The sequence below is a fragment of the Paenibacillus terrae genome (assembly GCF_000943545.1).
GTDB lineage: Bacteria > Bacillota > Bacilli > Paenibacillales > Paenibacillaceae > Paenibacillus > Paenibacillus terrae_A.
The window spans coordinates 17,176-29,551 of record NZ_JTHP01000035.1; the positions used below are offsets into that span (position 1 = coordinate 17,176).

The 12,376-nt window shown below is 48.4% G+C and carries 13 protein-coding genes; 12 read left to right on the top strand and 1 reads right to left on the bottom strand.

Features of this window, described 5'->3' with window-relative positions; genetic code table 11:
* The first annotated feature begins 21 nt into the window (after window positions 1–21).
* The 11 genes from QD47_RS16970 (at window position 22) to QD47_RS17010 (ending at window position 10,531) form a co-directional block, all read left to right on the top strand.
* Window positions 22–1,341, top strand: a complete 1,320-nt coding sequence (locus tag QD47_RS16970; protein ID WP_044647235.1) for a hypothetical protein — start codon at window positions 22–24, stop codon at window positions 1,339–1,341.
* Window positions 1,338–2,027 (top strand): iron-dependent peroxidase, encoded by a 690-nt coding sequence (locus QD47_RS16975; protein WP_082067207.1) that lies wholly within the window; start codon window positions 1,338–1,340, stop codon window positions 2,025–2,027. The genes QD47_RS16970 and QD47_RS16975 overlap by 4 nt, the downstream gene beginning before the upstream one ends.
* Window positions 2,028–2,058: 31 nt before the next feature.
* Window positions 2,059–4,710, top strand: a complete 2,652-nt coding sequence (locus QD47_RS16980) for an Hsp70 family protein (RefSeq protein WP_044647237.1) — start codon at window positions 2,059–2,061, stop codon at window positions 4,708–4,710.
* A gap of 104 nt (window positions 4,711–4,814) precedes the next feature.
* Window positions 4,815–5,327 (top strand): RDD family protein, encoded by a 513-nt coding sequence (locus QD47_RS16985; protein WP_044647238.1) that lies wholly within the window; start codon window positions 4,815–4,817, stop codon window positions 5,325–5,327.
* Between the two features lie 60 nt (window positions 5,328–5,387).
* Entirely contained in the window at window positions 5,388–5,543 is a 156-nt protein-coding gene (locus QD47_RS31680) for a hypothetical protein (RefSeq protein ID WP_170970890.1), read from the top strand.
* 13 nt (window positions 5,544–5,556) lie between these two features.
* Window positions 5,557–6,333, top strand: a complete 777-nt coding sequence (locus tag QD47_RS16990; protein WP_044647239.1) for a hypothetical protein — start codon at window positions 5,557–5,559, stop codon at window positions 6,331–6,333.
* Window positions 6,334–6,701: 368 nt separating this feature from the next.
* Complete coding sequence (locus QD47_RS16995) at window positions 6,702–7,475, top strand: RNA polymerase sigma factor (protein ID WP_044647240.1); 774 nt, start codon at window positions 6,702–6,704, stop codon at window positions 7,473–7,475.
* A 20-nt stretch (window positions 7,476–7,495) separates the two neighbouring features.
* Window positions 7,496–8,077: an ATP-dependent Clp endopeptidase proteolytic subunit ClpP gene (gene clpP, locus QD47_RS17000; RefSeq protein WP_044647241.1), complete on the top strand. Its 582-nt coding sequence runs from the start codon at window positions 7,496–7,498 to the stop codon at window positions 8,075–8,077.
* Window positions 8,078–8,267: 190 nt separating this feature from the next.
* Entirely contained in the window at window positions 8,268–8,522 is a 255-nt protein-coding gene (locus QD47_RS17005) for a hypothetical protein (RefSeq protein ID WP_044647242.1), read from the top strand.
* A 292-nt stretch (window positions 8,523–8,814) separates the two neighbouring features.
* Complete coding sequence (locus QD47_RS32570; protein ID WP_200893453.1) at window positions 8,815–9,012, top strand: hypothetical protein; 198 nt, start codon at window positions 8,815–8,817, stop codon at window positions 9,010–9,012.
* The gene (locus tag QD47_RS17010; protein WP_044647243.1) at window positions 8,918–10,531 is read left to right on the top strand and encodes a cellulase family glycosylhydrolase; all 1,614 of its coding nucleotides are present in this window, start codon (window positions 8,918–8,920) and stop codon (window positions 10,529–10,531) included. The genes QD47_RS32570 and QD47_RS17010 overlap by 95 nt, the downstream gene beginning before the upstream one ends.
* Window positions 10,532–10,855: 324 nt before the next feature.
* On the opposite strand, the gene QD47_RS17015 is transcribed toward QD47_RS17010, so the two are convergent.
* The gene (locus tag QD47_RS17015; protein ID WP_044647244.1) at window positions 10,856–11,860 is read right to left on the bottom strand and encodes an LLM class flavin-dependent oxidoreductase; all 1,005 of its coding nucleotides are present in this window, start codon (window positions 11,858–11,860) and stop codon (window positions 10,856–10,858) included.
* 172 nt (window positions 11,861–12,032) lie between these two features.
* On the opposite strand from QD47_RS17015, the gene QD47_RS17020 reads away from it, so the two are divergent.
* Complete coding sequence (locus QD47_RS17020; RefSeq protein ID WP_044647245.1) at window positions 12,033–12,356, top strand: DUF3817 domain-containing protein; 324 nt, start codon at window positions 12,033–12,035, stop codon at window positions 12,354–12,356.
* The last annotated feature ends 20 nt before the right edge of the window (window positions 12,357–12,376 follow it).

The following is a 12,376-nucleotide window of genomic DNA, read 5'->3' on the forward strand; positions in this document are numbered from 1 at the left end:
GCCGGGAAGGAGTGAGACGTCGTGAAAGAGCTGGTGCAGGACCGTTTGAGCAAGATGGACGATTTGGAGCAGAGACGTTTGCTTAAAAATATGATGGCGGGGGTGTTTATGAACCTCGTCGAATATCAGGAAGAAATGACCCGCCAGCTGGAACGGCGGGTATTTGAGGAAATTGAGAATACGGAAGAGAAGTTTGACGTGTACGTGTCATTGACATCACGTGAGGATTATGATCCGATTCATGAATTTTTATATCCGGTGTTGCCGTCAGATACCAAGGACAAGGTGATGGATATCAGCCGTGTGGCAGAGGTCGTTCGGGAAGGCGGAGCGTTGCCGCTTTTCACCCTTTTTCTGGAGATGGAGACCGAGCAGATCACCGCGCTTGTACGCAGCAAACGGGTTTTCGGAGGAACATTGGTAACGGAAACCGGAAGCTATCCGATTCGTTTTCGTCTGGAGCACAACCGTTCTTATATTTTAGAGATTGAGAAGCTATATCTTATGTTCATGCAAAATGGCATGCCGTGGAAGACCATTAATCATCCGTATGCTTATAAATTCGTCGATTGTGTACTGGTTGGAGGAGAAGGCGAGCCTGACGCTGATGAGGAAATTCACGAAATTACGATCTCATTGGAGGAATTCGACGTTTTTAAGAAGGTGGATGTTTTTCCACTTTGGAACATTGAACGACTGTCTCTGAAAAACAGTGGTTTCCCAATACCGGCTATAGATCATGTGAACTATGAGCATGTGCTTCCTTTAAGTAAAACAGGACCTGAGCACGGCTACCTGATTGACGGAGTGGAAGGCGATATCCGGTATATCAAGCGCACAGAAGAGGAACTGACAATTGTCACGCCACGTGATAAGTCCGGCGAATGGAATGTGTTGAAGGTTACGAAGCCCGTCCCAACGCGGCTTAGTCGTCAGACCTATCCGGTGTTGTCCAATCGGCGGCAGGACAGCTTTTTGGGCCGCTATACAGGTAAACAGGCTGTGATCGTCCGGGCCAAAGCCGAAATTACACGCATTGTACATTCTTTTGAAGCTGCACAGGGATTGGAATTGGAGCGTGTGGACATTTGGGGAGGCACAGGCAGAAATGATGTGAGCAAGCTTTTATCCAAAACTCAGACGTATCCGTTAAATCCGTTTGTCAGTGACAACGTGCGGACGGAGGAAGGCAAGCAGATCATGCGATTGGGGTTCAGACACGGTTCTGCGGATGCTTCGCCAACATTTCCCGCTTATATTTTATCCGACTTGATGAGCTTTCTGGTGTCGGAAGTGCAGATGTATTTCCCGGAATACAAATGTGAAGGAGAATGGCTGTGAATTACGTCTGGGATTTGCTTATGCGCGCGAGGGAACAGGAGTTAGATGTGAATAGTTTCCGGTTTGTACCCGCTGTTAGCTACTCCCCGTATATGGAGCTGAGTCTGACCGAGCTGAATACATCCGAGCTGGAGCAGGTGGTGGAAATCAATCCATACTACCGCTTTTATTCTATTTTTCGGGACCTGTTTCCGCCGGATGCTGAGGAGTACCTAGAGCTGAGAGAATCGCTGTTCGATATTATGATACATTTTCTGGCAGAAACTGATTTGTATCAAGGCATGAATCGGCGGGAGTACCATATCCGGTTTGTTCAGCGTGATATCGAGAACGGCATTTTTGGCCCGAAGGTGAGCGAAAGCTTTGCACAGTTAAACCGTGATGAGCAGGATGCGATTGCCGAAGGATTGCTTCGGCTGTATGAGACGGGGGAAGCTGTACATCTGCTAAAAGAAACGATGCGCCGCGTTTTTCACCGCTCGATCATTTATACCAATTGTGAGGAAAAGGACGAATTGCTCATCTATATCGGTCAGGAGGAAACGCAGTTATCACGGATCAAAGCGGATTTAATTCTGGATCTGTTTCTTCCGGCGCGTTTTACGATTGAGCTGTATTGGACACGTCATTTCGGTATTTTGGAGGCAGACCCGACGATGAAAATAGACGCTATTGCTCTCTATTAAGGCCAAATGGCAGAGAAAGGACATGTGAACGATGAACGGACCCTATACATACAGGCTGCTTGACCCGCTCACCGATCGAAAAGGCATTCGCTTCACGGCGAAATACACGCGGGCGGAGCTAGAGCAAATGACGACCTTTCAGTTGCGCGGAATATGCGATAAGGAGCGGCTGGTCGAGGGCTTTGCTAATCGTCTGGCACGTGAGGAACTGATCCGCGTGATTCTGCGGTTTCGGAGTGCAGAGGAGCATCTGCTCATCACACGGCCCAACCCCGGCGGCTTCGAGCGCATTGAATCGGCACTGCGGCGAAATTGGAATGATCGACGGCAGGAGAGCGGCGGTATCCGGGTTCCCGCCAAAATCACGCTGTATCAGGGTGTGCGTACAGGTCGAATGGACAATTACCGGATTGAATCCGACTTGCCCTGGCTGAATGCGTCTAATGTGCTACTGGTGAATGCGGTAGGCGACCTGTGCGGTATTTTGAATTTGGTGAAGGACGAGGGACGGACAGGCGTATATTACCTTTCCCGCCATCTCGACGCTGAACTGCGGGAGACGGCCAACCATAATTACAGTCTGCTGTTTTTGCGAAGACAGGAATCGGAATATTTTTATAACCTCTACTATGGAGATAAGCCGATGCTGCCATTGAAGCTTCAAGGCCAACGTATTCCGGTGGCAGAGCTGATCATTCGCGGTACTGAAACGACAGATGCAGTATTGGCGGTTGATTTTGGCACCTCGAACACCACGGCAGGCGCATATCTGGATAGTTCCTATGTTACTGCCCCGGATGCGGGCATGAGCAGTACGGTACGGCTGAATGCGATTAATTATGTGTCCTTCCCCGGCCCGGAGGGAGCAGAGGGGGATTGGATCGAAGTGTTGCCGACCGCCATTCGTGTCGCGGACTGCTCTAACCCGGAGCATATCGTATACGTATTCGGAGAGGAAGCACTGCGTGGAACGGACGTAGCGGGCAGCCGGGCGACGGTACTGCGGGGCATCAAGCGCTGGGTCAATGACTATAAGCGAACTGAGGAATTAATGGATGCCGAGGGGAATACGGCGACCGCTTCCCGCAGCGAAATTTTGGCGGCTTTTATCCGCTATGTGATTGCGACAGCCGAACAGCAATTCAAGTGCCGGTTTCGTAACCTGCATTTTTCGGCACCCGTCAAGCTACAGCCGCAGTTTATCGAGATGTTTAGCGATATTTTACCGGATTACCGGATTGAAGCAGAGGACGCGCTGGATGAAGGGCTGGCTGTGCTGTACAACACGCTGGCAGACCAGATGGAACGAGGGACGTTTGCGGACGGTGAGGAATATCAGGCCCTTGTTATTGATTGCGGTGGAGGTACAACGGATTTGTCATCCTGTCGATTCCGTATTGAGGATGGACGCATTGCCTATAAGCTTGATATTCACACCACATATGAAAATGGGGATACCAATTTTGGCGGAAACAATCTGACGTATCGGATTATGCAGTTCATGAAAATTGTGTTTGCAGGCTATTATGCAGCGGAAACGCGATTGCCTGACACCGATATTGATGCCTTGATTGGCATTCCTTCAGGGGATTTGTACCGCCATGTGGATGAGTTTGGCGTAGATGCTGTGTATGCGGGACTGGAGGAACGTTATCGAGAGGCAGAGGCCATCTTGCCTACGGCGTTCAAACAGTATGAGCATGCCACACGAGATGAATATCAGCGGGTGCTGAGCAATTTTCATCTATTGTGGAGCGCGGCGGAAAATATGAAAAAGGAATTTTTCTTACGTACAGGTATCCTGCGCAGCCGCTTCGAATCGGAGCAGGTATTTTCAGCCGAAAGTGACCTGAACATTGCGGTGATGGATCGTTGGCTGGTTTCAGTCATCGAAAATGGACGTTTTCGTGACGAATACGGTTTGCCTGATGTGGTGTTCAATATCCGTGAAATACAGCAGCTTCTCAAGGGGGATATCTATAATATTGTACGAAAGTTTCTGGATGATTTTTATCAGGAGGGGCGCTTGCAGGATTATTCGATTATCAAGCTGACCGGGCAGTCCTGCCGAATTGACGTATTTCGCGAGGCGCTCAAGGAATTTGTACCGGGGCGCAGCATTGAGTTCCGCCAGAAGGCGGAAGACCTGAGCCGGGTGCCCGAGCTGAAAATGGCCTGTCTGCGCGGCGCTATCCGTTATCTGAACGCCAAAAAAATGGGCACGATTGAGCCTGTCATTACCAATCATATTCCGGCCATTCCGTATACCGTCAGCGCATGGACGCATACGGGGCGCGAGAAGGAACTGATTGCGAGCTTGGAAAGCAACCGCGTGCGCGGCTCTATTTCCAGGCCGTCCCATGCGGCCGAGGTGGAATTTTTCCTGACGGCGAACGGTGGCAAGCTGCGTCAGCGCCATGTGTACCGCAGTCGGCCAGAAGCCTTTGAGCCGATGCCGTATGAGGAAATCGCCGTGCTGTACGGGCGGGATATTCCGCAGGATGATACCGACTCTATTCGCAACGGTGAGACGAAATATTTTGTTTTTGCAGGCGACAGCCGTTGGGGCTTTTATGTGGTGCCGATTACCCGCCGGGATGAATTGCTGCATCTGGGACCCAAACGCTTTTTTGCCTTCGAAAACGATCTCTCCGAGCTGGATTTCTTTGACGGCACGAAGTAGGACAGGCCAACAGAGACAGCACACAGCGCGATACGAAGACACTATGAAGTGCGAAATACCAGGAGACACCGTGGAATAAAAATACAATATATGGAGGATGTAGTATGTTATACGCAGGTTTTTGGAAACGGGTTTTGGCGAGTATTATCGACAATCTGCTGTTATGGTTCGTATTTATGATTCTGGGTCTGATCTGGTTTGTGATTCAAGCCATTGGGGACTGGGGGTCTTCTTTGGTGGAAAACTCTTTACTCACAGACGGATCGTCCCCTATTTTTACCATGAAGATGGTTGGACAGACTTTGCTTAATTGGGGTGCGATGTGGCTGTATCACGCGATTATGGAATCTTCCAAATGCAAAGCCTCCGTGGGCAAACTGGCTCTCGGGATCGTCGTGGTAGATGAGTTTAACCAGAGGCTCAGCTTTGGACGTGCCAGTGCCCGCCATTGGAGTAAGTTTATATCCGCTATCATTCTGTGCATCGGCTTTATCATGACAGCCTTTACAGCTAGAAAACAAGCCCTTCACGATCTGATCGCTCGTACCTACGTCGTGGATAAACGCGAGTTGAATCATATCCTGCGTGAGCAGGCCGAGCGGGGAGCCGGGATGTAAAGGTAGATAAATAGATCTTAAAATCCTAATGAATCGCAGTTTTCAATCAGGGGGAGCACGATGGATATACGCAGATTTTTAGAAAAGAATTTTCGCCTGTTTACTGGATTACTCGGAGGAAGTAAAGCTCAGCCCACCGATGATGGAGTTACTGTTCCGCCTCCTGCGCCCGGTGTGAATCGGCTGTCTGTTCCCCTGAATAAAGAAGAATTGTGAAAGGAGGGAAACCATGTTAACCCATATCGTTCCGAAGTTTGAGAAAGGCCGTATTCTTAAAACCGAGATGCTGGAAAATCTGCGAGATTATCCTCGCAGTTTTCTGGATATCCGGTATCAGGATTATTCGGATGGCATTATTACCGGGATGAACGTCACTGTCGGGGAGCATACGCTGACCATTGGCAGAGGCATTGTAAAGCACAAGGGCAGGCTGTACCTGCTGGAGCAAGAGGAGGAAGTGCCATATAAGGCTATGGGGCGGCTGTCGGTGTTGAAGCTGCTATTTATGGAACAAACGGATCGACCGGATTTCACTGTTCATCATGCGGATATTGTGCTGGAGGATGAGCCAGAGATGGGTCTGGATGAGCTGGAGCTGGGCAGGTTTAAGCTCAAAGATGGAGCCGTGCTTCGCTCGGATTATCAGGATTTTGCTGATATGGCTACCGAATTCAATACATGGAGCGATATCCATGCTCCCTTTGCAGGCTTGCATCAAAGTACATTGCGCCCGGAAACGATGCGGTATTTTGCATCCGAGCTGCTTAAAAGTGGCGCAACCGATCCGATGGATTGTATGTTTGCGCTCATGTGCCTGAACCTGGAAGCTGTGGACAGAGAATCTATCCAGCATTACATTGCAAACCGAAGCGGTGCGGAATACAGAGACTATTCCCAGGTACAGCTACACAGACAGTTAGTTCTTATTCTAGAAGGCGCTGGACGAGGGAAACGTACAGCAGGTCGCTGGCAAGGCGGCGGAGCCGGACGGATGATTGTGGATTAGTCTCAAAATTCGACAAGCCCCCAATATGGAAGTAGGATGCTTTAATGTATTATTTTAAACAAAAATTTACATATGTCCAAAATTAGGAATAAAGTCACTGAGACTATAGACACTCGTTTGATGAATTGAAACTTCCTTTATTTGCGAAAAATCGACATTCATTTTGACAGAGGTAGATGTGTTGAAGGGAGTTATAAGTAAATGGAGTTGCCGTATCAACGAACTAGGCCCCGTGAATCAGCTGTTTTTTGTTTATTTTACTTGTTACAATAAAACCATTAAACGACCGTATCCTTTTGATATGTAATTCCGTCTACCTCAATGAAACACTCAAACTCAAATGGACTGAACAAAGGGGGGCCCCATATATGGCCTTTGTGATATCCGAACGGATGAAAAATGAATCTTCCCACTCTAAGGGAAATGAACCATTCCAAAAAGTACTTCCTGCGTTGTATCGCTACTGTCTTTCGTTGACAGGCTCCACATGTGATGCGGAGGATTTGGCGCAGGCGACTTTGCTGCATATGCTGCAATCTGAGAAAAAACTGCATGATCTGGAAAATGGCGAGGCGTATTTAATCCGTTCCGCGCGGAATCGTTGGATTGATGATATTCGCAGGCAAAATGCTCAAAAGCGTCTGCCTGCGCCTGGTGAAGGAGATTATACGCGAAAGTATGATGAGCCTTCTCATTGTTATGAAGAAAATTACACACCAGATTTGGAACTGGCGCTTCAATATTTAATGACACATGTATCAACATGGCAGCGGACCATCTTGGTGCTGCGGGATGTATGGGGCTATACGGCGTCAGAAACGGCAGAGATGCTGAATACGACGGAGGGTGCGGTAAAAGCGGCCTTAAGCCGGGCCCGCGCTTTGCTTGCCCAGAAGCACAAAGAGGGAAATGGGCTGGAGTCTGTAACCCTACCTGAGCATGAAAAGGAGCGGGAATGGCTTAAGGCTTATTTGGCGGCCTTTCGTGCAGGAGACGCACAACGCTGGATTGCGCTTGGCTTGAACGATATGGCTGAGCCAATAGCGATTGCCGGATCTGTGCTGTATCAGAGCTTTTATTCTTCCGGCGCTCAAATGAACTCTAATCCTTCCCATGACATGCAGGCTAGGATGGCCGCTTAACAAGAGGGGAGTTTTGGCAAATGAGCACCATTCCTTATGTAATTGAGCAAACGAGTCGCGGAGAGCGAAGCTATGATATTTATTCCCGGCTATTAAAGGATCGCATCATTATGGTATCGGGCGAGATTGAGGATCATATGGCAAATGTCATTGTAGCGCAACTGCTGCATCTTACCGCCGAGGACTCCGAGAAGGACATACAGATGTATATTAACAGTCCGGGCGGGTCCATTTCAGCGGGGTTTGCCATTTATGATACGATGCAATTTGTGAAAAATGATATATCTACCATATGCACAGGCATGGCAGCGAGCTTTGGTACGATTTTGCTGACCGGAGGCACGAAGGGCAAGCGGATGGCGCTGCCCAACAGTGAGATTATGATTCACCAGCCGTTGGGCGGAGCCAAGGGCCAAGCATCGGATGTGCTGATTTACGCCGAGCGTCTGATCAAGAGCCGGAAACAGTTGAACCGTATTTTGGCAGATCATACCGGGCAACCGCTGAAGCGTGTGGAAAAAGATACCGATAGAGATCACTTCCTTACGGCTGAGGAAGCGGTAGCATATGGCTTGGTGGATCAAATCGTTACTCGGATCTAGCCTTTATTGAAAATTTTATGCAATCCCTCGCTAATTCTGCAATAATTCAAGGTTTGTTCATTGCAATTTCAAAACAATAGGTTTATAATTTCAAACGGATTCAAAGGGGCTTATCCCGGAATCCATGGGAATTCATCCTATCTGAGCTTGCGTGTGCATGCTCAAATAAGAATTAAGCGAGGGATTTACAATGAAAACCTGCTGCACCATCCAGGTAGACGAAGACAGTTTAGTTATTGATTTGCCGGAAGAAGGAACCACGCTGGACTCCCTGCTCGGTGATATTGAGAGCTGTGGTGGAAGTGAAGAGCCTTGGCTGCAACTGATCGACAAGGTAATGGGCAACTCATCTGAGACTATACTGACAGGTCAAGTGACGGATGGCGGCGATACGAAGGAAGATCAGACGATCAAAAAACCTCAGGCAACCGCTCAGGGGGAATAGGCAGATCATACGTTAATACGATATTTTTAACACGATCCGATTCACATACATGATCATGTATAAGACTGCTATACCGGGCCGAAGGGCATGGGGGAGCAGTCTTTTTTTTAGGCTTTTTAGAAGTTTTAGGATCCTTTTTCGTAGTGGCAAAATTCGTCAAATTTCGCAATTTTCAGGTGGGTCTTTTGTCCCGAAACCGTGACTTCCTGTTCATTTTCCACCATAAAGTCGAAATATAACATGGAACTAACTATAATAGTAGTAACATCCATATACAGGTAAGTGACACCTAATGTTGGACCTGATCCTCTTGCTGTATAAAGGAGGGGAGCAAAAAGGCGGAGAACAACGTACTGATAAGCTTATCCACTTTATTAAAAGGAAGGAATGTGTAAATGATGAATGGGCAATGGGTCCTGCCAAGGATCGCAAAAAGAGTAGCGGTGATGTTAACGGCGGTATTACTGTTGACGTTAACGAACGGATTTAACTGGAATGCGCAGACCGCAGAGGCTGCCGGGACAACTCCCGTGGAGCGTTACGGACAACTTTCAGTGAAGAATGGTAAGCTGGTGGATAAAACCGGGAAGCCTGTGCAGCTCAAAGGGATCAGCTCTCATGGTGTCCAATGGTTTGGGGATCTGGTGAATGAGGACTCGATGAAATGGCTGCGGGACGACTGGGGCATTTCCGTGTTCCGGGTTGCGCTATACACCGAGGAAGATGGTTATATTGCCAATCCTTCATTAAAAAATAAAGTGAAGGAAGCCATTGAAGCAGCACAGAAGCTGGGATTATACGTTATTATTGACTGGCACATTCTCTCGGATGGTGATCCGAACATTCATAAAAATGAAGCCAAGGCTTTCTTTAATGAATTTGCAACTCAGTATGGGAATTTGCCAAACGTGATCTACGAGCTTGCCAACGAACCGAACGGGAACGTGAACTGGAACAACCAAATTCGTCCTTATGCGTTGGAGGTATCCCAGGTTATTCGAGCCAAGGACCCGGACAATATTATTATTGCAGGTACAGGCATGTGGAGTCAGGATGTACACGATGCAGCAGATAACCCACTTCCAGACAAAAATACGCTGTACACCGTGCATTTCTATGCGGGTACGCACGGACAATACCTGCGGGATCGCGTCGATTACGCGCTGAACAAGGGCGTGGGCATATTTGCTACGGAATGGGGAACCAGTGATGCTTCGGGTAACGGGGGGCCGTTCCTGAATGAGTCTAAGGTATGGACAGATTTCCTGGCTAGTCGTGGAATCAGTTGGGCAAACTGGTCGTTGGCCGATAAAAATGAAACCTCTGCTGCGCTTTTACCTGGCGCTAACCGTAAAGGGGGATGGCCTGATTCACAATTGTCAGCTTCTGGTAAATTCGTAAAACAAGCCATTCTGGAAGGCTCCAACAACAATAATGGAGGCGGAAACAATGGTGGTGACAGTGGCGAAGATGGTAACAATGGTGGGAATAACAGTGGTGGAAACAACGGCGGCGATAACGGCAACGGAGGAAGCACACCAGGCGGAGACGATCAAGGGATTGTGCTTCAATATCGCACCGGAGACACGAATACCAAGGATAACGCAATCCGTCCTGAATTTAATATCAAAAACACAGGGAAAACAGCTGTCAAGCTGAGTGATTTGAAAATTCGCTACTATTACACAGATGAAAGCAAACAGGGTCAGCAATTTTTTGTAGACTGGGCCAAGGTTGGAAATGAAAAGGTAAAAGCGACTTTTGTAACATTGCCAGAGCCGAAGGCCAAGGCTGATAAATATGTGGAAATTTCATTTAATGATGGAACAGGTACTATTCAGCCCGGCGGGGAAAGCGGAGAAATTCAACCCCGTATCCATGCTGGGAACTGGAGCAATTTTGATGAAACCAACGATTATTCGTATGGTGCCAGCCAAACTGCTTTCGCAAACTGGGACCGTGCAACCGTTTATCAACAGGGCAAGCTGGTATGGGGTATAGAGCCTTAAGGCACAACAGGGATCATGCCCGGAATGAGTAAAGAACATGGGACTTTTGGGTCCATACTTTTCAATATTGGATTATAGAGTATGCGCCTTTGGTATATGGGTACTGGAACTTTAGGAGGGCGATTTCAGAACTTTGGTTCCGGTGTTCATACTACTAAAGTACCATATTATATTCGACTTTAGTGGTGCTTGAACTACTTCCATAGCACAGAGGGCTTGGTCCTAATGGACCGCCCCTTAACAAAGAACCCCCGTGTTTGCCATTACAGGCAGGCGGGGGTTCTTTGCGTTTTCAAATATCGGTGTTTCTAGGTTCAATCGTGTTTAAGCCAAATCAAAAGCTTTGGCCAGCAGACGATAGGACTGAACACGCTTATCAAAGTCATGAATGGAGGAAACAACCAGCAGCTCATCGGTACGATACTGTTCAGCCAAGCGTAGCAATTGCTCCTTACACTGATCGGGTGTACCGACAACGCGCCATGATGCTGACTGACGCAGCCGCTCACGATCAAACTCCGTGTACGGATAGGATAGCGCTGTTTTCACTGATGGCAGTGAAGTCATTTCTTTGCCTTGCATAAGCAACAGGAAAAACAGGCTGGCGCTGGAAGCCAACTGTTCGGCTTCTTCTGTAGTCTCAGCGCATGATACAGTAACTGCCGCCATGGAGCGGGGCTTATCCCCAAGAATGGAAGGCTGATACTGATCGTGGTAACGTGCGGTAGCTTCTACCCCGCCCGGTGTGCCGAAAAATTGGGCAAAAGCATAGGATGCACCCATCATCGCGGCTAATCTCGCGCTTTCTCCACTGGAACCGAGCAGCCACAGCTCAGGAATGGTCGAAATCGTCGGTGCCGCATGAAGTCCAGCAAACCGATGGTCGGCAGGCACGGAATCATGGAAATAATCAATTAAATCGAGAATCTGTTGTGGATATTGCTCGACGGATTGGTACTTACCTTCCTGCAAGGCACGTGTAGCCAGCGGCAAACCGCCGGGAGCACGTCCCAGCCCCAGATCAATTCGGCCTGGATGAAGCGCCTCCAGCAGCCGGAAATTCTCAGCGACTTTATATGCGCTGTAGTGGGGCAGCATAATACCGCCTGAGCCGACGCGAATACGTGATGTATTCGCAGCCAAATGTGCGATCAGCACCTCAGGGCTGGAGTGTGCAAGCATTTTGGACGCATGATGCTCGGACACCCAATAACGGCTATACCCCAGCTTGTCGGCTTCACGCGCTAACGCAGTTGTATGGGATAAGGCATCCTGAGCAGTACCGCCTTCAGGAATATGAGACTGGTCCAGTATACCCAGTTTAAGCATTTTGCAATCACCTCTTACACAACTGTATCAGACACAACTCATTTGGTCAAAACTTGAATTTGGATTATTTGGTGTTAAAGTTGAATCGGTTGGAGTTTAGGAACCTTTTCGTTATAATGAAGGAAGTGCAGGATGAGAGAACATCCTTGCTTTTGGAAAGGGGAACGAATTTGTGTTAAGAACACCTTTGGGGCGTGTCCGACTCATGCTCTGGATTCAAGGTATAGCGTATTTGGCAATACTATTCGCCCATCAGCCGCTGCAAGCTGCGGGCATGACCCAGACAGTCATGGTGATCGGTAACATATACCGGATCAGCTTTTTGCTGCTCCTTGTCGCTTTGATCTATGGCAAAACAGCACTGAATTGGTCCCTCCGGCGGCCTTTATTCATTATGTTTGCGTCCTTCATTCCTTTTGGTCTGATCATTATGGATTGGATTTGGGTGAAAAAATGGACAGGAGATTCGGCAGCAGAACAGCGAGCCGCATCGTAATATTTTAGTATAGGTCGAGT